Source organism: Mycolicibacter sp. MU0083 (assembly GCF_963378075.1).
GTDB lineage: Bacteria > Actinomycetota > Actinomycetes > Mycobacteriales > Mycobacteriaceae > Mycobacterium > Mycobacterium kokjensenii.
Map to the genome: position 1 here is coordinate 2,240,438 of NZ_OY726394.1, position 24,411 is coordinate 2,264,848.

General features: G+C 69.1%; 18 protein-coding genes. 6 read left to right on the forward strand and 12 right to left on the reverse strand.

All coding sequences use genetic code 11. The features are described 5' to 3' along the window. Window positions 1-16 precede the first annotated feature (16 nt). The 7 genes from RCP38_RS10315 to mutA all read right to left on the reverse strand — a co-directional run bounded on the left by RCP38_RS10315 (window position 17) and on the right by mutA (window position 15,043). Window positions 17-5,362 (reverse strand): type I polyketide synthase, encoded by a 5,346-nt coding sequence (locus RCP38_RS10315; protein ID WP_308472889.1) that lies wholly within the window; start codon window positions 5,360-5,362, stop codon window positions 17-19. Window positions 5,363-5,402: 40 nt separating this feature from the next. After that, window positions 5,403-7,160, reverse strand: a complete 1,758-nt coding sequence (locus RCP38_RS10320) for an AMP-binding protein (RefSeq protein WP_308472890.1) — start codon at window positions 7,158-7,160, stop codon at window positions 5,403-5,405. 559 nt (window positions 7,161-7,719) lie between these two features. Then, the gene (locus tag RCP38_RS10325) at window positions 7,720-8,436 is read right to left on the reverse strand and encodes a thioesterase II family protein (protein ID WP_308472891.1); all 717 of its coding nucleotides are present in this window, start codon (window positions 8,434-8,436) and stop codon (window positions 7,720-7,722) included. Window positions 8,437-8,517: 81 nt separating this feature from the next. Further along, window positions 8,518-9,783 (reverse strand): esterase/beta-lactamase LipL, encoded by a 1,266-nt coding sequence (gene lipL / locus RCP38_RS10330; RefSeq protein ID WP_308472892.1) that lies wholly within the window; start codon window positions 9,781-9,783, stop codon window positions 8,518-8,520. A 71-nt stretch (window positions 9,784-9,854) separates the two neighbouring features. Beyond that, entirely contained in the window at window positions 9,855-10,844 is a 990-nt protein-coding gene (gene meaB / locus RCP38_RS10335; protein WP_308472893.1) for a methylmalonyl Co-A mutase-associated GTPase MeaB, read from the reverse strand. Further along, a complete protein-coding gene (gene scpA, locus RCP38_RS10340) occupies window positions 10,845-13,133 on the reverse strand; it encodes a methylmalonyl-CoA mutase (RefSeq protein ID WP_308472894.1) in 2,289 nt (762 codons plus the stop codon). 5 nt (window positions 13,134-13,138) lie between these two features. Beyond that, entirely contained in the window at window positions 13,139-15,043 is a 1,905-nt protein-coding gene (gene mutA, locus RCP38_RS10345) for a methylmalonyl-CoA mutase small subunit (RefSeq protein ID WP_373692336.1), read from the reverse strand. A gap of 163 nt (window positions 15,044-15,206) precedes the next feature. Here mutA and RCP38_RS10350 point away from each other — a divergent pair, with 163 nt between their 5' ends. From RCP38_RS10350 to RCP38_RS10370, 5 genes are all read left to right on the forward strand, one after another. Then, the gene (locus tag RCP38_RS10350) at window positions 15,207-15,980 is read left to right on the forward strand and encodes a TVP38/TMEM64 family protein (RefSeq protein WP_308477184.1); all 774 of its coding nucleotides are present in this window, start codon (window positions 15,207-15,209) and stop codon (window positions 15,978-15,980) included. A 24-nt stretch (window positions 15,981-16,004) separates the two neighbouring features. Beyond that, window positions 16,005-16,304 (forward strand): FeoA family protein, encoded by a 300-nt coding sequence (locus RCP38_RS10355; RefSeq protein ID WP_308472896.1) that lies wholly within the window; start codon window positions 16,005-16,007, stop codon window positions 16,302-16,304. Then, window positions 16,301-18,214, forward strand: coding sequence for a ferrous iron transporter B (gene feoB / locus RCP38_RS10360; RefSeq protein WP_308472897.1), 1,914 nt, complete (start codon window positions 16,301-16,303; stop codon window positions 18,212-18,214). Before RCP38_RS10355 ends, feoB begins: the two co-directional genes overlap by 4 nt. After that, the gene (locus tag RCP38_RS10365) at window positions 18,211-18,777 is read left to right on the forward strand and encodes a NifU family protein (protein ID WP_308472898.1); all 567 of its coding nucleotides are present in this window, start codon (window positions 18,211-18,213) and stop codon (window positions 18,775-18,777) included. The genes feoB and RCP38_RS10365 overlap by 4 nt, the downstream gene beginning before the upstream one ends. 194 nt (window positions 18,778-18,971) lie before the next feature. Beyond that, on the forward strand, window positions 18,972-19,658 hold the full coding sequence (locus tag RCP38_RS10370; protein WP_308472899.1) for an MIP/aquaporin family protein: 687 nt from the start codon (window positions 18,972-18,974) through the stop codon (window positions 19,656-19,658). Between the two features lie 14 nt (window positions 19,659-19,672). Here RCP38_RS10370 and RCP38_RS10375 read toward each other — a convergent pair whose 3' ends face one another. The 3 genes from RCP38_RS10375 to RCP38_RS10385 are packed head-to-tail and all read right to left on the reverse strand — an operon-like array spanning window position 19,673 to window position 21,654. Next, window positions 19,673-20,056, reverse strand: coding sequence for a DoxX family protein (locus tag RCP38_RS10375; RefSeq protein ID WP_308472900.1), 384 nt, complete (start codon window positions 20,054-20,056; stop codon window positions 19,673-19,675). After that, entirely contained in the window at window positions 20,053-21,204 is a 1,152-nt protein-coding gene (locus RCP38_RS10380) for an SPFH domain-containing protein (protein WP_308472901.1), read from the reverse strand. The genes RCP38_RS10375 and RCP38_RS10380 overlap by 4 nt, the downstream gene beginning before the upstream one ends. 15 nt (window positions 21,205-21,219) lie before the next feature. After that, the gene (locus RCP38_RS10385) at window positions 21,220-21,654 is read right to left on the reverse strand and encodes an NfeD family protein (RefSeq protein ID WP_308472902.1); all 435 of its coding nucleotides are present in this window, start codon (window positions 21,652-21,654) and stop codon (window positions 21,220-21,222) included. Window positions 21,655-21,733: 79 nt separating this feature from the next. Here RCP38_RS10385 and RCP38_RS10390 point away from each other — a divergent pair, with 79 nt between their 5' ends. Then, window positions 21,734-22,573, forward strand: a complete 840-nt coding sequence (locus RCP38_RS10390) for a hypothetical protein (RefSeq protein ID WP_308472903.1) — start codon at window positions 21,734-21,736, stop codon at window positions 22,571-22,573. On the opposite strand, the gene RCP38_RS10395 is transcribed toward RCP38_RS10390, so the two are convergent. Further along, the gene (locus RCP38_RS10395) at window positions 22,570-23,589 is read right to left on the reverse strand and encodes a ferrochelatase (RefSeq protein WP_308472904.1); all 1,020 of its coding nucleotides are present in this window, start codon (window positions 23,587-23,589) and stop codon (window positions 22,570-22,572) included. The genes RCP38_RS10390 and RCP38_RS10395 overlap by 4 nt on opposite strands. Continuing rightward, window positions 23,590-24,399, reverse strand: coding sequence for an NADH-dependent enoyl-ACP reductase InhA (gene inhA / locus RCP38_RS10400; RefSeq protein ID WP_308472905.1), 810 nt, complete (start codon window positions 24,397-24,399; stop codon window positions 23,590-23,592). Between the last annotated feature and the right edge of the window lie 12 nt (window positions 24,400-24,411).

Below are 24,411 nucleotides of genomic sequence, written 5' to 3' on the forward strand. Positions count from 1 at the left end.
GGGAACTCAATTCCCACTAGATCCCGTCCCATCCGGCCGAGGCCGATTCCACGCTGTCGAACAGCTCATTCAACACACTGTCGTCCGACTCGGGCAGGTCACCGGCCGCAGCCGCCGAGTCGTCGCCGGGGTCCTCCTGCGGCAGCAGCTTGCCGGTCAGGTGGGCCGCCAGTGCCGCAGTCGTCGGGTGGTTCCACAACATCGTCGCCGACAGCTCCAGGCCGACCAGTGCTTCGATGTCCCGCCGGACCGCCATCGCCATCACGGAGTTGAGTCCGAGTTCGGCGAACGGTCGATCCAGCTGGAGTTCTGCCTCCGACATGCGAAGCTCACGGGCCAGGATGCTGCGTAACCCGATTTCCAGCTCGCTGAGTATCTCATCGGCGGGCAGTTGCGCCCAGTCTCGGGCCGCGCCGGCCGCGCCGGTGTCGGCGTCGGCGGCTCCCGACGACGGCAGCGGCACCATCACGGCCTGCGCGATGTCGTAGTGCTCGAGGTGGTCCCACGCGGCGAACGCCTCGGCCGGGGCGATCGGCCGCGAACCCATCCGCTCGAGCTCATGCAGTACGACGTGCGCCTCGGCCCCGAATCCGAGACCCTTCCAGGCCACCCAGTCCAGGCTGACGCTGTGGCAGCCGCGGCGGTGCCGGGCGCGGGCCAACCCGTCCAGGTAGGCGTTGGCGCTGGCATAGGCACCCTGGCCGGGCACCCCGAAGACCGCACCGGCGGCCGCGGTCATGAAGAAGAAGTCGATGCTGCCCGGCGGGAACAGTTCGTCGAGGACCTGGGCGCCGGCCACCTTCGGCCACATGGTGTCGCGGAGCCGGTCGGCGTCGACCTCGGTGAGCAGCTGGCCCTCGGTGATACCGGCGGCGTGGATGATGCCGCGGATCGGCGGGGCGCCGGCCTCGTCCCGGCGGGCCAGCAGGTCGGCCACCGCCTGGCGGGAGCCGACGTCGAGGGCGGCCACGTCGACGGTGACCCCGCGTCGTTCCAGTGCCCGGATCGCGGTGATCTTGTGTCGGATTCCCGCGTCGAGCTGCGCGTCGTCCCAGTCGCGCCGCGGCGGCAGTCCGCTGCGCCCGGCCAGCACCAGCCGCCGTGCACCGCGGTCGGCCAGCCAGCCGGCCATCAGCAGGCCCAGCGCACCCATGCCACCGGTGATCAGGTAGGTGCCGTCGGGTTGGCAGACCGTCGGTTCCCGGTCCGCCGGACCGGAGACCGCGGTGAACACCGGAGCCAGGAACCGGCCCTCGCGCAGTACCAGGATCGACTTGGCGGGGGTACGCAGCACACCGGACAGCGTTGCGATCGCCCGATCGGTCTCGCCGTCGGTCTGGTCGTCGGCGGGGAGGTCGACCAGACCGCCGCAGAGCTGGGGTTGTTCGGCCCGGATCACGCCGGCCATGCCCCACAGGCAGCTCTGGCGCACCGCCACCTCCGAGGCGGCTTCGTGGACACCGTGGGTGATGATCCACAACGCGGGCGGGTGGCTGTCCCGCTCGGCCAGCTCGGCGACCAGGCCGGCGACCTCGCCGGCCAGCCGGGCCGCGCAGTCCAGGTCGGATTCGTCGGCGGGCCCCGGGTCTGCGACGTAGACGACGGCGTGGGCTTCGCCGACTCCGGCCGGGCGATGGCCGGCCGTGCCCAGTCCGGCGCGCAGGCGCTCGGCGGCGGCACCGGAACCGATCACGGCGACCGTGCCGGGCTTGGCCGGGTCCTGCGGTGCGCCGTCCCACGGCTGCCAATCGATGGCGTGCACGATCGAGCTCGGGTCGGCCGCGGTCGCGGCGACGTCCAGCGCGGTGTAGCGCACGCCGCGGAGGTCCACGCTCGGGGCGCCCTCGGAGGTCGTGACGGCGATGTCGAGGATCAACTCACCGTCCCCGCCGGCGTGCCGGTGCACGGTGACGCCGGCCTTTCCGTCGCCGGGTGCGGCTCCGAAGCGGATGCTGTCGACCGTTGCGGGAACCATCAACGCGGGGTTGGCGTCATCCACCAGTCGGGCGACGTGCAGGGCGGCGTCGAGCAACGCCACGGTGCCCGACTGCGCGGTCACGACGTCGGCCCGCAGTTGCTTGGTCGTGTGGCGGCCGGTGGTCAGCGACCACTCGAAGGGTCGTCCTTCGCTGCCCCAGGTCTGCCACAGCGAGGTCACCGCGTCGTCGTCGAAGACGGTTCCGCTGTGGCCGTTGGTGGGCGCGTCGCCGGCCGGATCGGATTCGTCCGGCGCGCCGATGCGGGCGCTGAGGTGTTTGACCCACCGTGTGCCGGGTTGTTCGCCCGCGTCGGCGGACGGCACGGCCTTCGACAGGACGGTGACCGACTCGGCGTCGGCGACCACCTGAACGGTTCGGGGCCGGTCGACGACGATCGGATGCTCGAAACGGATCTCGCTGACGCCGGAGTGCCCGCAGACTTCCAGTGCGGCATCTGAAAGTGTTTGCAGCAGAACGGATGCCGGAACCAGTTCTACCCCGTTGTTGCGGTGACCACCCGGATAGGGCTTGCTCTCCGGTGCGAGCCGGGCCTGCCACAGGTGAACCGTCGGCGTGCTGCCGATCTTGATGTGGGTACCCAGCAGGACACCCGGTCGCGGCGCGGATTCGGCTGCGGTGATCGAGTTCTCGACGTCGAGCCAGTGCCGGGTGTGCCGCCACGGCGTGGCGGGCAACACCGGGTAGGGGCCGCACCGGTGCGGCAGCTCGCGAGGACTGATCGGGTGCGCACCGTTGAGGTTCTGCTGGAAGACGACGGTGTCGTCGCCGTCGCGGACCAGCGTGGCGACGCTGACGTGCGGAACCGATTCCAGCACCTCGTCGATGGTGTGCGTCAGGATCGGGTGCGGGCTGATCTCGATGAACGTGCCGTACTTGTCGCCGGCGGCGGCCACGGCCTGGTGGACCAGTGCCGGCTTGCGCACGTTGGCCACCCAGTAGTCGGCGTCCAGCGTCGGTGTCGGGCCGGTCGCATCGACCACGGTCGAGATGAAGGGGATCTGCGGCATCTGCGGGGTGAGGTCCGCGAGTTCGGTGCGCAGTTCGGCCAGGATCGGATCCATGAACGCCGTATGCGACGCCACCTCCATATTCACCCGCCGGGCAAACCGCTCCGACGCCGCCACCGCAGCGATCACCGCATCCACATCCGCCGGCGAACCCGCCACCACCGTCTGCCGCGGCGACAAGAACCCCGCCACCTCGACACCGGGATAACCCGCCAACAACTCCTGCGTCGCCCCGGCATCAAGCTCCAACAACGCCACCGCACCCGCACCGGCCTGCCGCGACATCAACCGCGACCGCACCCCGATCACCCGCAAACCCTGCTCCGGCGTCAGCGCCCCGGCCACCACCGCCGCAGACACCTCCCCCATCGAATGCCCGATCACCGCATCCGGAACCACCCCATAGGACCGCCACAACTCAGCCAACGCCAACTGCAACCCCATGATCACCGGCTGCACCTGCGCATCACCAGAAATCTCACGCCCGGACTCGATCACCTCACGCAGCGAAAAACCCACCTGCGCAACAAAAACCGGCTCCAACTCCGCAACCGCCGCAGCAAACACCGGCTCCTCGGCCAACAACCGACGACCCATCCCCACCCAATGCGAACCCTGCCCGGAGAACACGAACACGGTTCCGGGTCCGGGCAGCACCGGTGCGACCGGCACCACGCCGGGCGCCGATTCGCCGGCGGCCAATGCGGCCAGTCCGGCGCGGGCCTGGTTCCGATCGCGGGCGGCGATGGTGGCGAACTTCTGGTGGCGGGTGCGGTGGTGGTTGAGGGCGTGCGCGATGTCGGCCAGGTCGGTGTCGGCGCCGTCGCCGTCCATCCAGTCCGCCAGCATCCCCGCCGTCGCCGCGATCCGCGCCGCCGACTTCCCCGACACCACCAACGTCGACACCACCGGCGCAGCACCCGAGACCTCGGCCGCCGCCACCACCGGAGCCTGCTCGACGATCACATGCGCATTGGTCCCCGACACCCCGAACGACGACACCCCCGCACGACGCGGCCGCGACACCGCCGGCCACTCCATCGCCTGCGATGCCACCACGAAATTCCAGGCACCCGGGCCCGCGTTGGGGGTCAGCTGCGAGAAATTCAGATGCCGCGGAACAAAACCATGCTGCACCGACAACACCGTCTTGATGAAACCCGCAACACCCGACGCCGACTCCAAATGCCCCAGATTGGTCTTCACCGACCCCAACACCAACGGCGCCGAGGAACCACGATCACCGAACACCGCCGACAGCGCATCCAACTCGATCGGATCACCCAACGCCGTCCCGGTCCCGTGCGCCTCCACATAATCGATATCACCCGGAGACAACCGCGCCGACGCCAACGCCGCCCGCACCACCTTCTGCTGCGCCGGCCCCGACGGCACCGTCTGACCCGACGACGGCCCATCCTGATTCACCGCCGAACCAGCCACCACCGCCAAAATCCGGTCACCATCACGCTGCGCATCCGAAAGCCGCTTGAGCACCACCACACCGGCACCCTCAGACCGCACATAACCATCAGCAGCCGCATCAAACGTCTTGCACTGCCCATCCGGCGCCAACATCCCCCACCGCGACGTCGCAATACTGTTCTGCGGAGTCAAAATCAGATTCACCCCGGCAGCCAACGCCGCATCCGACTCCCGACGCCGCAAACTCGCACACGCCAGATGAATCGTCACCAACGACGACGAACACGCCGTATCCACCATCAACGCCGGACCATGCACACCCAAGAAATACGAGAGCCGACCCGCCGCGAAATTCGGCGCATTCCCGAAGGGAACGTAGGGATCGATCTCTTCTTGGCGAATCTTGCCGATGATGTTGAGGGTGTAGTCGTTGGTGGTCAGGCCGACGAAGACACCGGTCTGGGTACCCCGGATCGCCTCCTTGGTGATCCCGGCGTTCTCCAACGCCTCCCAGGCCACCTCCATCAACAACCGCTGCTGAGGATCCATCGCATCGGCCTCACGCGGCGAGATACCGAAGAACTCCGCATCGAACTCCGCCGGCTGCCACGACGTCAAAAACCCACCGTCACGCGAGCAGATCGTGCCCGGCACCGAGTGATCCGAGGAATAGAACGCATCCGCGTCCCAGCGATCCGCGGGCACCCGAACGATCCCGGAACCCTCATCGCACAACAACCGCCACAACGCGCCGGGATCATTCACCCCACCCGGCAACCGGCAACCCATACCGACAACCGCGATCGGCTCGCTGTCACCGGCCTCGGCCACCGCCAACCGCGCCGTCAGATCATCGATCTTGCGCAGCGCCTCGGCGACGATCGCCCGGCGGTCCGGCCCCCCAGCCGGTGTTGCACTCTTCTCGCTCAACTCAACCTCCCCGAGAGCCGCGCGAGCAGCTCGTCATGGCTCATACAGACCGAGCGGACGCATCCAGCCGGTCGAATCCGTTCCGCTGGTAGACCTCCACGCAGCTGGAACGGCGGATCTTGCCACTGGTAGTGATCGGGATGGCTCCGGGCGACACCAGGACCAGATCACCGTTGACCAGGCCATGGGCCTTGGACAGCGCGGTGGTCACCTTGCGTCGAACCTCGGTCAGCCGGTCGGCGACCTCCTCATCGGTGCCCCCCTTGTTCTTGAACTCGGCGATCGTAACAAGTTGCTCGGATTCGCCGTTCGGGATGGAAACCGCGGCGACGCGGCCGCCGGTGATCTCCTGAACGGTGGCCTCGATGTCGTCCGGGTAGTGATTACGGCCGTCGACGATCAGCAGGTCCTTGATCCGTCCGACGATGTAGAGCTCACCGTCGGAGATGACACCGAGGTCACCGGTCTTCAGCCACGGCCCCTGCGGGGTTCCGGGCGACGGGTCGACCAGCTTGCCGCTGAAGGTGGCCTCGGTGGCCTGCTGGTTGTGCCAGTAGCCGGCGGCGACGTTGGGGCCGTGCGTCCAGATCTCGCCGACGGTGCCGTCGGGGTTCTCGGTGCAGGTCTCGGGATCCACGATGCGCAGGGTGCAGGCACGGGGAACGCCGCAGCTGACCAGCTCGACGCCACCTTCGGGGCCGCCCGGCTCGGCCGTGCCGGCCGCCAGCTTGGTGTAGTCGAATCGCGGGGTCGGCGGCCGCATGCCGGGGGTGTTCGACGTGAGGTAGACGCTGGCCTCGGCCAGACCGTAGCCGGGACGCAGGGCGGCCGGGTCGACATCGAACTTGCTGAAGCGGTCGATGAAGCGCCGCAGCGTGGCGGCATGGATACGCTCGGCACCCATGCAGTAGGTATGCACGTTGCGCAGGCTGAGTCCGGCCATGTCCTCATCGGAGGTGCGCCGCACGGCCAGCTCGTAGGCGAAGTTCGGGCCGCCGGTGAAGCCCACCGGAACCTTGGCGACTTCCTGCATCCAGCGGGCGGGCTTGGCCAGGAACGCCATCGGGCTCATGTGGATGGTCGGAACACCCACGACCAGCGGATAGATGACGGTGCCCAGCAGGCCCAGGTCGTGGTAGAAGGGCATCCACGACACCACGGTGAGACCGGCCGGCGGGAGCCCGTCGGTCAGCGCGAAGGTGTCCGCGGCCATCTGGCGCATGTTCGACACGGCGTTGGCGTGGGTGACCATGACGCCGGCCGGGGTCCGGGTGGAACCGGAGGTGTACTGCAGGAACGCGACCTTGGTCTGCGCGGTGGCGGTGGGTGCGTCCAGCGGCTCGGAGTCGAGGTCGAGCGCGTCGACCTCGATGACCACCGGCGGCTTGCCGCCGAGGTCCTTGATCGAGGTGGCGATGTCACCGACCGCCGCCGAGGTGGTCAGGATGGCGGCCGGGGTGCTGTCGCGCAGCGCCGCCGAGACCCGCTCGTCGTGGACCCCGAACATCGGGACCGGCAGCGGCACGGCGATCATGCCGGCCTCCAGCGCACCGTAGAAGCCGACCACGTATTCCAGGCTCTGCGGGGCCAGGATCGCCACCCGGTCGCCGGGCGAGGCGCAGGTCGCCAGTTCGGCCGCCACCACCCGAACCCGGTTGCGCAGCTGCGACCAGGAGAGGGTCTCGCGGTAGCCGGCGGGGTCGACGTCGAAGTCGATGAAGGTGTAGGCAGGCTCGTCCGGCCGGTCCCGCTCCAGGTTCGCCAACAGAGTCGGGATGTGCGTTTCGGTTACCGACATAACGGTGTCTTCTCCTTGTGCTGTCAGGTCCGCGGACCTCACCGGCTGAGTGCTTCGGCTCCGTCGAGAGTCGTGGTTCGTGCTGTCTGGGCTGACGATTCGATTGCGCGTATCCGCTGCGCAACGGAGGTGTGGAATTGGATTAGCGACATTTGGGATGTGCCCCTGCGGGATCAGGCCTTGCGGCACCGGACCTGCTCAGCTGAAGACGTCAGCCTCACCGCATGCGGGCTTGTCACCCTGCCGGTCCATGGCGGGGGCGGGGTCTGCAAGGCGCCGAGATCGCCCGGCCGATACGGCCAGAGCGGATGATTCGACCAACGACACGGGTACCCCTTCTGGAATGGATGGAACCTTTCTCAAAACTCCTTGGACCCCGACATCCCAGGTGTTTCCCTCCCGCGGAGGCTACCACGGACGCGCTGTTGACAGGCAATTTATGGCCTCCGTACAGCAGGAACGCAGCAGACCCGTCATCGTAGTGGAGGAGTCATTCCTGCACCAGAAGTAACATAGGTACCAACAGGTAATTCACAGCTACGGCCGCGGCGAACCGGTGTCACCGGGGGCAGTATTCGGCGATCTTCTGCTCGATGTCGCCGACCAGTTCCGGCAGGTGATCGGTGAGGTAGAAGTGATGCCCGGGCGCGGAGAACACCCGCACCCCGAACGCGCCGGTGGTGCGTTGGGCCCACGGCCCGACCTTCTCCTCGGTCGCGACGTCGTCCTCGTCACCGCGGTAGGCGAAAATCGGGCACGACACGCGCGCCTCGGGCGGGCAGTCGTAGTTTGCGATCGCCTTCAGGCCGCGCAGCGTCGGCAGAATCTTCGCGGCGAACTCCTCGTTCTCCAAGAACTCGGGGTTGACGCCGGTCATGGTGCTCACGGCGTCCAACAGGCCGCGATCGGACTCGGGAATGTTGTCGTAGCCCGCCCGCCCCGGCGCTCCGGCCGCCGAGATGAACAACGCCGCGATCCGATGCCCGTCGGCCTCGAATCGGCGTGCCACCTCGAAGGCCAGCAGGGCACCCATGCTGTGACCGAAGAACGCGACGGGGCCGTCGGCCTCGGTCGGCGCGGCCACCGTCTTACAGACCTGATCCGCGAGGTCTTCGATGCTGGTGAAGGCACCGAGGTCGTGGGTGCCGCCCTTGCCGGGGTATTGCACCCCGATTCGTTTGACGTCGGTGGTGAACGTTTTCGAGAACGGAACGTAGTACTGCGGCGATCCGCCGGCGTGCGGGAAGATGTAGAGCTTCGGCGTACGGTCAGTCACCCGGAAAACCCTAGCGGAGCCGGGCGAAGCAGATCCCCGGTAGCAGCACCGGCGACGCCACCCGCCGCCCGCGTGGGAGTGCTAGCCGGTGGCGGCCTCGCGCTCGGCGAACGGCGCCCCCAGCCGCGGCACCGGGGTGTACCCGCGCCGGCCCGCCTTGGCGACGCCGCGTCGGATCAGTGCCGCGGTCCCGACGAAGCCGGCGTGGTCGATGGCCACGAACGGGGTCAGCAGCCGGTTGTGCACGAAGCCGATGGCCAGGCCGGAGGCCGGATCCGCCCACCCCATCGAGCCGCCCAGTCCGACGTGCCCGAAACCCGGCAGTACCGGGCCGAACGGGATGGAGTGATAGCCCAGATGGAACGCCAGCGGGATACCGACGGTGCGGTCCAATTCCAGTGAGGGCTTACCGGTCAGGCCGGACACCAGCCGCTGCGACAGCAGTTGCACTCCGTCGAGTCGGCCGCCGTTGGCCAGCGCCCCGTAGAGGCGGGCCAGTCCGCGGGCGGTGGCCACCCCGTTGAGCGAGGCCGCCTCGGTGTCCAGGAAGGGGATGTCGCCGCGGACGGTGCCCATCACCCCGGGGAAGTAGAAGGCCCCGACTCCCCCGGATCGGCGCATCGCGGCGACCCGCGGCGCCACCAGGTCGACGACCGGATTGCGCCGGCCGCGCTGCGGCATGATGATCTCGGCGGCGACGGTCGGTGCATCGGCGGGCGGGCGGCCCAGGTGCAGGCCGTCGGTGTTCAGCGGCCCGGCCAGTTCGGTGCGGAACAGTTCGCGCATGCCCAGTCCGGTCACCGACCGGGCCAGGCCGGAGACCAGCCAGCCGTAGGTCAGCGCGTGATAGGCGGGTTTGCCGCGCTCGGGTCCCGGCGCGGCGGCCGCCATCCGGGCTTCCATCGTCGTGTGGTCCAGCAGATCGGACCTGCCGGCGCCGTTGAGGTGGGTCAGCCCGGCGCGGTGTCCCAGCAGCTCACGCACCGTGATCCCCGCTTTGCCGTTCGCCGCGAACTCCGGCCAGTACCGAGCCACCGGTGTGTCGTAGTCGAGCAGGCCGCGGTCGACCAGGCGATGGATCACCGTCGAGGCCGCGCCCTTGGTGGCCGAGAACACCATGGCGCCGGTATCCGCCGACCAGGGCACCTGCCCCGCCCGGTCCGACCACCCGGTCCACACGTCCACCACCGGCTCACCGTGGAGGTAGACCGCCAATGCCCCGCCGCCGAAGCGGCGGCCCGGGAACGCGGCGGCGAACGCTCGCACCGCGCAGGCGAAATGCGGGTCGGCGGCGCCGTGCACATGTGCCGGGAGTCCGGTCTCGCGAACGTCGACAGGCTGTGTCATGGCTCACAATCTACCGGGGCCGGAACTGCGCCCGTAAGTCGGCTTACCGAATCGAGACGGTCGGCACCGCTTCAGTCCCAGATCGTTTCGAGGATTCGCTGCGACGCCAGCGCCGGGGTCAACTCCCCGTCGAGCACCTGCCGCTCCACCTCGGCGCGCACCTCGCGCACCGCCGAATCGGCGAACGCGCGCTCCAGGATCGCGTCCTGGACCAGTTGCCGGGTCCAGTCCACCTGCTGCGCCCGGCGGCGGGCCTCGAACTGACCGGCGTCGATCAGTGTCTGCCGATGCCGTTCCACCGTCTCCCAGACTTCCGCCAGGCCGGTCCCTTCAAGGGCGCTCATCGTCAAAACCGGTGGCCGCCAGAGCGTTTCACGCGGATAGATGAGGCGCAGCGCGGTCGTCAGCTCCCGTGCCGCCAGCCGCGCCTCGGCGAGGTGATTACCGTCGGCCTTGTTGACCACCACCAGGTCGGCTAGTTCGAGGACACCCTTCTTGATGCCCTGCAGTTGGTCGCCGGTGCGGGCCAACGTCAGGAAGACGAAGGTGTCCACCATGTTGGCCACCGTGACCTCGGATTGGCCGACGCCGACGGTCTCGATCAGGATCACATCGAACCCGGCGGCCTCCAGCAGCACCACGGTCTCGCGGGTGGCCTTGGCGACCCCGCCCAGGGTCCCCGAGGTCGGCGACGGCCGGATGTAGGCCCGCTCATGGGTGCCCAACCGCTGCATCCGGGTCTTGTCACCGAGGATGGAACCCCCGGTGCGCGTCGACGACGGATCGACCGCGAGCACCGCCACCCGGTAGCCCTGTTCGATCAGGTGCATTCCGAGGGCTTCGATGGTGGTCGACTTGCCCACACCGGGAACACCGGTGATGCCCACCCGGCGGGCGCCGCCGGCATCGGGCAACAGTGCCAACAGCAGCTCTTGGGCCTGCCGCCGGTGGTCGGCGCGGGTGGACTCCACCAGCGTGATCGCGCGGGGCAGTGCGGCACGGTCACCGGAGCGCACCGCCGCGGCCAACTGGACTACGGCGTCGGACACGTTGTCGGCCATCTATTCGGGGGCGGTGGCCGGTCCGGTCAGGCCGGCGAGCTCGTAACCTCGCCCGGACGCCAGCTCGCGCAGCAGGTCCACCGCGGCGTCGGCGATCACCGTGCCCGGCGGGTAGATCGCGGTCGCCCCGGCGGCGTAGAGCTCGTCGAAGTCACCGGGCGGGATCACTCCCCCGACCACGATCATGATGTCGGGCCGACCCACTTCGGCCAGCGCGGCGCGCAGCGCCGGGACCAGGGTCAGGTGTCCGGCGGCCAACGACGAGACGCCGACGACGTGCACGTCGTTGTCCGCGGCCTGCCGCGCCACCTCGTCGGGGGTGGAGAACAGCGCACCGACGTCGACGTCGAAACCGATGTCGGCGAACGCGGTGGCGATCACCTTCTGGCCGCGGTCATGGCCGTCCTGGCCCATCTTGGCGACCAAGATGCGCGGCCGGCGGCCATCGGCCTCGGCGAACTGCTGAACCAGGGTTGTCGCGCCGGCGATGTTGCTGCCTGCGCCGACTTCGTCGCGGTACACGCCGGCGATGGTACGGATCTCGGCCTGGTGGCGCCCGTAGACCTTCTCCAGCGCGTCGGAGATCTCCCCGAGGGTGGCGTGTGCGCGGGCGGCGTCGATGGCCAGCGCCATCAGGTTGTTGCCCAGACCGTCGGCACCGGCGGGACCGGTCGCGCCGGCCGCCCGGGTCAGTTCGGCCAGCGCGGCCTGGCAGGCCGCCTCGTCACGCTCGGCACGCAACCGCTCGAGTTTGGCCAGCTGCTCGGCACGCACCCGGCTGTTCTCGACCTTGAGGACCTCGATCTCCTGGTCCTCGGCGACCTGGTACTTGTTGACGCCGATCAACGGCTGCCGGCCGGAGTCGATACGGGCCTGGGTACGTGCCGCGGCCTCCTCGATGCGCAGTTTGGGAATGCCCTCGCTGATCGCCTGCGCCATGCCGCCGTGCGCCTGCACCTCTTCGATGTGGGCGCGGGCACGCAGCACCAGCTGATGGGTCAGCCATTCCACGTAATAGGAGCCGCCCCAGGGGTCGATCGGCCGGGTGGTGCCCGATTCCTGCTGCAGCAGCAGCTGGGTGTTGCGGGCGATGCGCGCGGAGAAGTCGGTGGGCAGCGCCAACGCCTCGTCCAGGGCGTTGGTGTGCAACGACTGGGTGTGCCCCTGGGTGGCGGCCATCGCCTCGATGCAGGTGCGCGCCACGTTGTTGAAGACGTCCTGGGCGGTCAGCGACCATCCGGATGTCTGCGAATGTGTGCGCAGGGACAGCGATTTCGAGCTCTTCGGGTTGAACCCCGCGACGAGCTCACTCCACAGCAGGCGGCCGGCACGCAGCTTGGCGACCTCCATGAAGAAGTTCATCCCGATACCCCAGAAGAACGACAGCCGGGGCGCGAACTTATCGATGTCCAGGCCCGCCTCCAGGCCCGCCTTGATGTAGTCCACCCCGTCGGCCAGCGTGTAGGCCAACTCCAGATCCGCTGTGGCACCGGCCTCTTGGATGTGATACCCGGAGATCGAGATGGAGTTGAACTTCGGCATCTTGGCGCTGGTGTAGGCGAAGATGTCGGAGATGATCCGCATCGACGGCTTCGGCGGGTAGATGTAGGTGTTGCGGACCATGAACTCTTTGAGGATGTCGTTCTGGATGGTCCCGGCCAGCTTCTCCGGCGGCACCCCCTGCTCCTCGGCCGCCACCACGTACAACGCCAGGATCGGCAGCACCGCACCGTTCATGGTCATCGACACGCTGACCGCGCTCAGGTCGATCCCGTCGAACAGCTGACGCATGTCCAGGATGGAATCGATTGCGACTCCGGCCATTCCGACGTCACCCTGCACACGGGGATGGTCGGAGTCATAGCCGCGGTGCGTGGCCAGGTCGAACGCCACCGACAGACCCTTCTGACCGGCCGCGAGGTTGCGGCGGTAGAAGGCGTTGGAGTCCGCCGCGGTGGAGAATCCCGCGTACTGGCGGATCGTCCACGGCTGGTTGACGTACATGGTCGGGTACGGCCCGCGCACGAACGGGGCCTCGCCGGGGAAACTGTCCAGCGGATAGCCGTCGGCCACCACAGAGTCGCGATCGGCGGCGGTGTAGACCGGCTTGACCGCGATGCCTTCGGGAGTGTGCCAGTCCAACTGCTCGGGCGTGTAGCCGTGGGCGGCCGCGGCCGCCGCAACATGCTCGGCGACCGCGCTCTCGGTGACCGGGGCGCCGCTGCGGTCGCCGTGCAGGGGTACTTCGGCGAAGCTGCCGAGGGTGCCGGGTGAGGTACTGGTGGTCATGGTTCTCAGGCCCCCAATCGGGTCAGTAAGTCCGACAAAGCCTGCACCGCATCGATTTTCATGGTCAGGTAGTCGTCCGGTCGTGGATCGGTCTCGGCGTTGCCGCTCAGCGCAGCAGCCGGTCCGGCCAGATAGATCCGGCCGACGCCCGCGGTGCGGGCGGCGCCGATGACCGCAGCCGCTTCGGCACCGTAGCGGGCGTCGCTGCCACACAGCACCGCCACCTCGGGTGTGCCGGCCTCGGCGATCACGGCCGCGACCCGCTCGGCGTCCACCGTGCCGGGGTTGATCACGGCGATACCGCCCGAGGCCAACAGGTTGGCGGCGAAGGTGGTCCGGATGTTGTGCTCGGCCATCGGCCCCAGCGGCAGCAGCAACACCTGCGGCCGGGCACCGGTGCGGGCCAGGAAGGCGTCCGAACGGTCGCGCAGTGCCTCGAACGCCGCGGCGTAACGGTGCAGGCCGGTCGCGGGTGTTGCAGTGGCCGACGGCGGCAGCGGTGCCTCGTCGAGGTTCGGGAACTCGTTGACGCCGGTGATCGCGGTGCGCCGATGGGCGATGTCGGCGGCGCGGGCGGCGGCGAACTCGGCGATGCGCTCGCCGATGTGCGTCCGGGCGGCGTCGAATCCGCCGAGCGCGGCGATCTTCTCGAGCTCCTGGAACTGCCGCCACGCCTGCTGCGCCAGTTTCTCGGTGAGGTCCTCGATGAACCAGGATCCGCCGCCGGGGTCGAGCACCCGGCCCAGGTGCGACTCCTCGAGCAGCAACAGTTGGGTGTTGCGTGCGATCCGGCGGGAGAAGGTCGCCGCGGTGCCGGGCTGGCCTCCCTCGATCACCGTGTCGAACGGCCACACCAGCACGGTGTCGGCGCCACCGACACCGGCGCCGAAGGCGGCCAGCGTGGTGCGCAGCATATTCACCCACGGGTCACGCTGCGTCATCATCGCCAGCGACGTCTCGGCGTGCACGATCGCGGCGCCGGCGTCCGGTGCCCCGGCCACCTCGGCGACCCGCGCCCACAACTGCCGTAGCGCACGCACTTTGGCGATCGTGCCGAACTGGTCGTCGTCGGCGGCCACCCGGAAGCTGATCTGGCCCGCCGCATCGGCGACCGACATCCCGGCCTCGGTGAGCAGTCGCAGATAGGCCACCGCCGCGGCGAGCGCGCCGGAGAGCTCTCCCGCCGCACCGGCGCCGAGGTTGTGCAGCGCCGGGCCGTTGACCGCGATCGAACGCACCCCGCGCCGACCGGCGATCCGGACGGCCACCGCGACCACCTCGTCGACCGACGGGGCGGCCAGCCCGGCCAGCGCCGCGGTCAGCGGGTCGGCGCCGAGGTCGACCGAGAGATTGGTGCGGTTCTCGGGGGCCAGTCCGTCGACCAGCGTCAGCAGGGTGTCGGCCGCGGCGGTGTAGTCGCCGGCGCCCGCACCGTCCAGCAGCACCGGCACCAGGTCCAGGTAGACCCCGTCGAAGACCCGGCCCAACTCGGCCGCGGGAACCCCGGCGTCGCCCACCCGCAGCGTCAGGGCGCTGGCGCCGTCGAGCATGCCGGCCAGTACCGCGGCATTGGTGTCGGCGCCCGAACCCGGCCCGCCCGCCGGGAATACCTCGGCGACCTTCCAGCCGCTGTTGACGTCCCGCAGCGCGTCGGCGCCGCGCACGTAGGGCCACTGCCCCGGCAGCGGCTGCTCGGGCAGCCCGTCGATGGCGGTGTAGAGCGCGTGGATGGCGAATCCGTCCGGCCCGCCGACCGGGGTGTCCAGCAGCCGCTCCGGTTCGCCGCCGGTCTCGTTCTCAATGTCGGCCGGCTCACGTCGCGAACTCTTCGCCAGCACCCCGGCCACCCCGGAACGCCAGCGGGCGCGGGCCTGCTCGAGTTCGGCGGATACCTCTACTGACACCGGCAACTCCTGATTGTTACTCATGAGTAGCGGATACCGCGCTACTCGACGTGTGTTAACCAGGCTAAATGATGGCGGTCGCGTGTTGCGGCGCAGGTGCGCCGAGCGGGGAAACGCCATCGGAACGACGTGAGGCGTTAACCCGGGGCCCGTAGTCTTGAAACCCGTGATGCCCGATGCGACCCGTATTCCGCAGCTGCTGCGCGACACCGGGATCGCGTTCGCGGCCGGCGCGCGCCAGGTGCCGCTGTGGCGTCTGGCGGCGACGACCGCGGCGGTACTGCTTCTGATCGGGGTGGCCCTGCTGGTACCGGTGCCGACCGCCGTGCAGTTGCGGGACTGGGCCCAGGCGTTGGGGCCGTGGTTCCCGCCGGCGTTTCTGGTCGCGCACACGCTGGTGACGGTGTTCCCGTTTCCGCGGACCGCATTCACCCTGGCGGCCGGTCTGCTGTTCGGGCCCTGGCTGGGTGTCGCGCTGGCCGTGGGGGCCAGCGCCCTCAGCGCGATCGCCGTCCTGGTGCTGATGCGGGTGTTCGGTTGGCAGTTGAGCCGGGTGATGCGGCATCCGAAGCTCGAAGCGCTCGACGCCCGGTTGCGCGAGCGCGGTTGGCCGGCGGTGATCTCGCTGCGGCTGATCCCGGCGATCCCGTTCTCGGTGATCAACTATGCCGCCGGGGCTTCGGCGGTGCGGCTACTGCCCTACACGGTGGCGACGCTGGTGGGACTGCTGCCCGGCACCATCGCGGTGGTGGTGCTCGGCGACGCCATGACCGGCACGGTGAGCCCGCTGTTGTTCGTCGTCTCGGCGTGCACCGCGACCGTCGGGGTGGCGTTGTTGGCCTACGAGGTTCGGGTGCACCGCCGTGACCGACGTGCCGCCGGTAGTTCGCACCGCGACGTCCCCGACACGCCCGCGGCATCAGGCGTACCTTGCAACAGGTAAGTGCAACCGACATGAGGGCGTCCGATGCGCAGACGACGGCGATCATCGCCTCGATCCGGGCCGGCGACCGTGCTGGCCGATATCGCTCCCGGTAGCCGGGCGGTCATCACCGGCGCCGTGCCGCATGCCCCCGAGGTGGTGGCGAACCGGTTGCAGCAACTGGGATTCCGTGCGGACAGCGTTGTCGAGGTGATCCGCCGGGCGCCGCTGGGCGACCCGACGGTCTACCGGGTGCAGGACACCGAGTTCTGCCTTCGCCGCCGGGAGGCCCGGCTCATCGAGGTCGACGCGGAACCGGTCCGGCCGGCCCCGGGACAGCCATGACGAGCTGTCACGACTCCCCCTCCCGGCCGGTCGACCTGACCCAGACTCGGCGAATCGCGTTGGTGGGCAGCCCGAACGCCGGCAAGACCAGCGTCTTCAATCAGTTGACCGGCCTGCGCGCCAAAACCGGCAACTATCCGGGTGTCACGGTCGGCCGCAGCGTCGGCCGAGTCCGCGTCGGTGACGTCGACGTACTGCTCGAGGACCTGCCCGGAACCTACAGCCTGGATCCGATCAGCCCGGACGAACAGATCGTCTGCGATGTGCTGGCCGGGGCCGTCGACGGGATGGGCGCCCCGGATGCGGTCGTCCTGGTCGCCGATGCCACCACCTTGCGTCGGTCGATCACGCTGGTGGGGCAGCTGCTGCACCGGGAGCTGCCGGCACTGCTGGTGCTGACCATGACCGACGAGCTCACGTCCCGCGGCGGTCGGGTGGACGTCGCCGCGCTCTCGACCGCCATCGGCATACCGGTGGTCGCCGTGGTCGCCAATCGCGGCACCGGCGTCGAGCGGCTGCGCGCGTTGCTGGCCTCCGGTGCCGACCGGCCGGGTCCCGCGGTGCTGCCGCCGACCGATCCCGACGCGTTGGCGTCCTGGGGAACGTCGGTGCTTGCCGCCGCGGACTATGTTGCACCGCAACGGGATCTGCGGACCAACCGGATAGATCGGCTGATCCTGCACCCGGTGTGGGGACTCGTGGTGTTCTTCGCGGTGATGTTCGCGTTCTTCCAGGTCATCTTCACCGTCGCCGCGCCGTTGCAGGACCGGATCGCCGCGGGCCTGGATCGGCTGGCTTCCTGGGTCGATCACCAGCTCGGCGGCACGGTGCTCGGCGGTGTGCTCGGTCAGGGCGTGATCGGCGGGGTCGGCACGGTGCTGCAGTTCATTCCGCAGATCGTGTTGCTGTTCTTGATGATCGCCCTGCTGGAGAACGTCGGCTACATGTCGCGGGCGGCGTTCCTGATGGACCGGGTGATGGCCCGGACCGGACTGGAGGGCCGCGCCTTCGTGGCGATGCTCTCCTCGTTCGCCTGCGCGATCCCGGGGATCATGTCGACGCGCACCCTGCCGTCCTCACGCGACCGGATCGCCACCATCATCAGTGCACCGCTGATGACCTGTTCGGCGCGGCTTCCGGTGTACACCCTGCTGGTGGGGCTGCTGGTGGCACCGCAGACCCGGTGGTGGGGCTTCAGCGCGCAGGGCGTCACCATGTTCGTGCTGTACCTCGGCGGGGGCGTCGCGGCGCTGCTCGCCGCGTGGGTGTTCAAGTCGACGATCCTGCGCGGGGACCTGTTGCCGTTCACCATGGAGTTGCCGCCCTACCGGTTTCCCGCGCCGAAGGCGGTGCTGGTCGCGGTCTGGAATGCGGCGAAGATCTTCTTGCGCAAGGCCGGAACCGTCATCCTGGCCACGTCGCTGGTGCTGTGGGCGCTGATGAATCTGCCGGCCCGCGAATCCGAGACCGCACAGTTGACTCCGGCCGAGGCGAACACCTACGTGCTGGACCACAGTTACGCCGCCGGCATCGGCCGGGCCATCGAGCCGGTGTTCGCTCCCCTGGGTTTCGACTGGCGCACCGATGTCGCGTTGGTGGGGTCGCTGGCCGCCCGCGAGGTCTTCGTCTCCACGCTCGGGCAGGTGTCGGCGGCCACCAATCCGACGGCCCCGCATCAGACGTTGGCGTCGCTCACCGATGAGCAGGGGCGTCGGGTCTTCACCGCACCCACGGTGATCGCACTGCTGGTCTATTTCATGTTCGCGTTGCAGTGCATGTCCACCGTCGCGGTGATGCGCCGGGAGACCAACTCGTGGCGGTGGCCGGCTTTCGCGTTCGGCTACATGTTCGTGCTGGCCTGGCTGATGGCCTTCGCGGCGCGGATGATCGCGATCGGTGTGGGCGGATGATCCCGATGCACGCCACCGATACCGGAGACCCGCGGCGGGTCCGCTGGGTGATCACCGGGGCGCGCTTGCCCGCCCACGGCCGGGTGCGACACGCACCGGACCGGTTGGGCCGCTTGCAGGCCGACGGGGTGATCGAGGAGATGACGGTGGACGGTTCCGGCATCGTGATCACGCTGGACCCGCGGCACGGTTGGCGGGCCTGCGGTGAGCAGATCCGGGTCGCCCTCGATGAGGCGCTGCGCCGTCCGGGTGACTGGGAGGTCGACGCGTCCGACCGCAGTGGCGAGATCGCGCGGGTGAGCGCCGAACTGCTCGACGGCCCGATCGGTGCGCTCGCGGCGTCGCACGGCGGTGCGATCGAACTGCTCGAGGTCACCGGTGACCGGGTGCGGGTACAGCTGCACGGCGCCTGCCGCGGGTGTTCGGCGTCCAGTTCGACGCTGCACGACCGGCTGCAACGAGAACTGCGCAGGCGGTTCGGGGACGCCGTGACGGTGTCGGCGCAACACTCCGTCGCCGCGCTGTCGGTGGGTAGGCGGTTGTTGACGTTGTTCGTCCGCTGACCGCGTCGCGCCGCGGCCCGGGCCCATGCGGGCAAACGACACGAAGGTCTACCCAATCCGGCAACGATTCGGTGCACAACCGTCTTGCGATATCCGCCGCGGGTGACGCCCGCCGATAGAGTATTTTGCAGTGCCTTCCGTGCTGGCACAGCACAAATTCAACCAGTGTTCGACGGATAGAAGGGATCGGATCAATGGCTGATCAGAACGCCGCAGTGCGTAAATATCTGACTGAAATGATCGGCACGTTTGTTTTCATGTTCGCCGTGCTGGGCATCGTCAAATCGGGTACGGAGTGCGTGGCCGCCATCGCACTGGGTATCGGGTCGGTGCTGATGGTGATGGTGTACGCCAGCGGACACATCTCGGGCGGTCACCTGAACCCGGCGGTGTCGATCGCCGCGTATTTGCGCGGGGCCCTGCCGGCGGGCGATCTGGGGCCCTACATCGTCGCGCAGTTGGTCGGCGCCCTGGCCGCATTCGGAGTGGGAATCGGTTTATGGCACGACTCGGCCAAATACCCCACCACTGCGCTCGATCTCAGCGGTAACGTCTGGCCGGCATTCCTGGCCGAATTGGTCTTCACTTTCGCATTGTGTTATGTCGTTCTGCACACCGCGACCAGCAAAGACAGTGCCGGCAACAGCTTCTACGGTCTGGCGATCGGATTCGTGGTGACCGTCGGCGTGGTCGCCGTCGGTGGTATCTCCGGCGGTGCGTTCAACCCGGCCATCACCTTCGGGCTGATGCTGTCGGGCAACTTCGCCTGGAAGTTCCTGTGGGTGTATCTGCTGGCCCAGGTCATCGGCGCGGCGGTGGCCGCCTACGCCTACAAGGCCACCAGCCTCGACGAGCACACCGCCGCCGCCCGCCGCGGATAGCTCCCCTTCGACGACTACGACTCCAGGGCCCGGGTGCCGCCGCCGGCGGTGCGCGGGCCCTGGGCCGTCATCGCCCCGAACACCATCAGCAGCACCACCGCGGGCACGATGTTGGCGATCCGATTGCGGACCCGCAGATGGATTCCGAGTGCCCCGGCGAAGTACAGGGTCAGCAGCCCGGTGGTGACCCGGGCGACGCCGGGAAACCGGAACACCGAGGCCAGCCCGAGCGCGGTGGCGGCCTTGGCCACCGGAACCGCCCAACGCACCTGCTGCGGAATCCGCATCGCATCCATGTTCTTGGCCACGTAGGGCACCGGGATCGCCGATGCCACCGCGTCACCGGCCAGAAACGCCGCCAGGGCGGCATACGTCGGCGGTGCGGTCAGTGCCCTCACGCCGGGCCCGGATCCAACTGCGGGGGCAGCATGATGCCTTCGACCGGCCTGCGGGCGTCGGCCTCGGCTTTGGCGACCGCCTCGGCGATCGCCGGGTCGGTGTGGGTGGTGAACCAGTCGGCGACCTCGTCGCTGTCGTCGGCGGCCCGGTGCTGACCGCCCTCGTCGACCGGCGACGGCTCGTACCGGAACACGCCGTCCTCGCCGGGTGCCCCGAGCAGCTTGGTGAAGCCCTGCAGTGCACTGCCGAAGTCGCTGGGCACCACCCACACCTTGTTGGCCTCGCCCTTGGCCATCTCCGGCAGCACCTGCAGGTATTGGTAGGCCAACAGTTCGGGGGTGGGCCGGCCGGCCTTGATCGCCGCGAACGTCTTCTCGATCGCCTTGGCCTGCCCCTGGGCCTGCAGGTACGCGGCGGCCCGCTCACCTTGCGCACGCAGCATCCGGGACTGCCGGTCGGCTTCGGCGGCCAGGATCGCGGCCTGCTTGGCGCCCTCGGCGGTCAGGATCTCGGCCTGCTTCTCCCCCTCGGCCTGCTTGATGGCGGCCTCCCGCTGCCCCTCGGCGGTCAGGATCATCGCCCGCTTCTCGCGGTCGGCCTTCATCTGCTTCTCCATGGAGGCCTGGATCGACGGAGGCGGGTCGATGCTGCGCAGCTCCACCCGGGCCACCCGCAGGCCCCAGCGTCCGGTCGCCTCGTCGAGCACGCCGCGCAGCTGACTGTTGATCACCTCACGCGACGTCAGCGTCTGCTCCAGGGTCATCCCGCCGACCACGTTGCGCAGGGTGGTGGTGGTCAACTGCTCGACGCCGACGATGTAGTTGCTGATCTCATACACCGCGGCTTTGGGGTTGGTGACCTGGAAGTAGACCACGGTGTCGATGTTGAGCGTGAGGTTGTCCTCGGTGATCACCGGCTGCGGGGGGAACGACACCACCCGCTCCCGTAGGTCGATGCGGGCGCGTACCCGGTCGATGAACGGCACCAGCAGGGTGAGCTGACCGCTCGCGGTGCGGCTGTAGCGGCCGAGTCGTTCGATCACCGCCGCCTCGGCCTGCGGGATCAGCGCGACGGACTTGGCCACCACGATGGCCGCGAACAGCACCAGCACCGCCAACAGCACCAGCCCGGTTGTGACGCCCTCCATGAAGGTTCCCCTCTCTTACAGGATCTTGCCGACGACCGCGGTCGCTCCGTCGATGTGCAGCACGGTGACGTGCTCGCCCGGTTCGAAGACCTCGCCGTCGGTGAGCGCGCGGGCGGTCCACACCTCCCCGTCCAGCTTCACCCGGCCGCCGTGCTGCTCGACCCGGTCGAGCACCAGGGCGCTCTTGCCCGTCAGGGCGGCGACTCCGGTCTCGGTGCCGGTCGCAGACCACAACCGGCGCCGCAGGGCGGGCCGCACCAGCACCAGCAGCAGGATCGACACCGCCAGGAACACCACACCGTCGGCCCAGGCGGCCCAGCCCATCAGCCAACTGCTCAGGGCCGCCGACAGCGCACCACCGGAGAGCATCAGCAGGAACATGTCGCCGGTGAGGGCTTCGGCTCCCGCGAGCCCGAGTGCGAAGACCAACCAGATCAGGGCGGGCGGCATGCGGCCAGAATAGCTCGACAGCACCCGGTAGCTCTGCGGACCGGGCGAGAGCGTGCCGCCAACTACACTGCGTTGCATCATGTGGTGCCCGAGTACTTCGCTGTCGGTGTGGGCCAACGCCTGGCTGGCCGGCCTGGCCGCCCCCGACGATGTTTTGGACGCACTGTCGGCCTGGGCACCGGTGCAATCGGTGGCCGCCTACGAGGCGATCAGCATCGGTGAGGCCGGCGCCTCGGGGGTGGGCGGCTACGACGGTGGGGCCACCGCACTGCTGCAGTTGGTGCGCGGGGCCGCCCCACCCGACGGCGGTGCCGGCATCCAGCCGGTGTTCCCGATTCCCGGCGATGTGCGGGGGCTGCCGCCGGGAACGGCGTTTCAGCACGATGCGATTCTTGCCGGCGAGGCGGTGCTGATCGGGTCGCCGATGTCGCAGGCCCCGATCGGCCTGGTGCCCGCCTACTTCGAGGACACCGACTCCCCGGAGGGTCCGACGAGTGAATTGTCCTGGACCGCATTCCCGTTGACGGGCCTGCCGGTGGCCGAGCAGCATGACCTCGGCGAGGCCGAGTACTCGTTGCGGGCGGCGGTGCGCACGGCGGCCGAGGCGTTGGGGTCGACCGGTTCGCGGTGGGCCGACTACGGCGTCGAGGATCCCCGCCTGCGCGTCGAGCAGATGATGGAAGCCTTTGCGCTGCACCGCATCCCGGATCATGCGCCGAATCGTGCCGTGCGGGTGCTGGAGAGTGCCGCACACGTCGAGGCGATCATCACAGTCAGCGCGGACCTGCTGACCGCCGGCGCGCAGTCCGCGGCGGCGGTGCAGCGTGCGGTCGATGCGGTGCAACCGCTGAGTGCGGTGGTGCGCTCGGCGCGCAGCGCTGCGGTGACGGCGATTCTGCACTCCGCCTGGCGGGGCTAGCTCACCTCGGCGATGCAGTGCGCCGATCCGCACGGGGCGCCGTCGACGCCGAATCCGCAGCCCAGCACCGGACCGCCGGTCGCGCGTTCGGCGGGAAGATCGCCCTGCAGTTCCTCGACGAGACCGCGTACCAGCCGGGCCAGCCGGATATCCGAGTTGGGGGTGGCGGCGCGGGCATAGGCGATTCCGGCGGCCAGTGCCTGTTCCCGTACCTCGCTGTCGAGGTCCCAGACCACTTCGATGTTGTCGCTGAGGAAGCCGATCGGGCAGACGATCACCGCCCGCACCCCGGTCTCGGCCAGTTCGGCGAGGTGCGTTTCGACGTCGGGGTCCAGCCAGGGCACCTGCGGCGGCCCGGAACGCGACTGCCACACCTGGTCGTAGTCGGTGTAGCCCGCGGCCGCCGCGACCAGTCCGGTCGCGTGGGCGACCTGGCGGCTGTAGAGCCGCGGGCCGTAGCGTTCGTCGGCGGCCACCGGGATGGAATGCGCGGTGAACACCAGTCGGGCCTCGGCGCGCAGCTCGGCGGGCAGGCTCTCGGCGGCGACGGCGATCGCCTCGGCGAACATCGCCACGAACAACGGGTGATCGAAGAACTGGCGCAGTTTCACCAGTTCCGGGGCGCCGGGACCGGTGGCCTGGCGTGCCCGGGCGATGTCCTCGGCGTACTGGTGACACCCCGAATAGCCGCCCCACGCCGACGTCGGGAACACCGCGGCGCGGCGCACGCCGTCCGCCGCCATCTGCGCGACGACGTCCTCGACGTAGGGTTCCCAGTTCCGGTTGCCGAAATAGACCGGCAGCGAGGGCAGTTCGGCACGCAACGCCTCGACCAGGGCTCGGTTGATCCCGTTGATCGGTGAGACTCCACCGAAATGGTGGTAGTGCTCGGCGACGGCGTCCAGTCGTGCCGCGGGGATGTTGCGCCCGCGGGTGACGTTCTCCAGGAACGGCCGCACCTGCTCGGGCCCTTCGGGCCCGCCGAACGACAGCAGCAGGACGGCGTCGACAGCCATTTAGAGCAGCTGGGTGTGGGCGCCGCCGTCGGCGTAGACGATGGTTCCGGTGGTGGCCGGCAGCCAGTCGGACATCAGCGCACAGACGGTCTTGGCCACCGGCGTCGGGTCCTTCATGTCCCAGCCGATGGGCGCCCGCTGGTCCCAGCCCTCTTCGAGCAACCGGATCTGCTCACCGGCGCCCTCACCGAGTGCCCCACCCACGATCGCGCTCATCGCCAGGGTCCGGATCGGCCCGGCGGCAACGAGATTCGAGCGGACGCCGACCTGACCGGCTTCCCGGGCCACGAACCGGTTCACCGACTCCAGTGCGCTCTTGGCCACCGTCATCCAGTTGTAGGCCGGCATCGCCCGGGTCGGGTCGAAGTCCATGCCGACGATGGAGCCGCCCGGGTTCATGATCGGCAGCACCGCCTTGGCCAGCGAGGCGTAGGAGTACGCCGAGATGTGGATGCCCTTGGAGACGTCCTCGTAGGGGGCGTCGAAGAACGGGTTCACGCCCATGCCGGTCTGCGGCATGAAACCGATCGAGTGCACCACACCGTCGAGCTTGTTGCCCTCGCCGATCACCTCGGTGACGCGCTGCGCCAGCGTGCCCAGGTGCTCCTCGTTCTGCACGTCGAGTTCCAGCAGCGGCGCCGGCTCGGGCAGCCGGTCGATGATGCGCTGGATCAGCCGCAGCCGGTCGAAACCGGTGCACACCAGCTGGGCGCCGGCTTCCTGGGCGACCTTGGCGATGTGGAATGCGATCGAGGAGTCGGTGATGATCCCGGTGACCAGGATGCGCTTGCCTTCGAGAATGCCTGCCATGAAGTTCCCTAT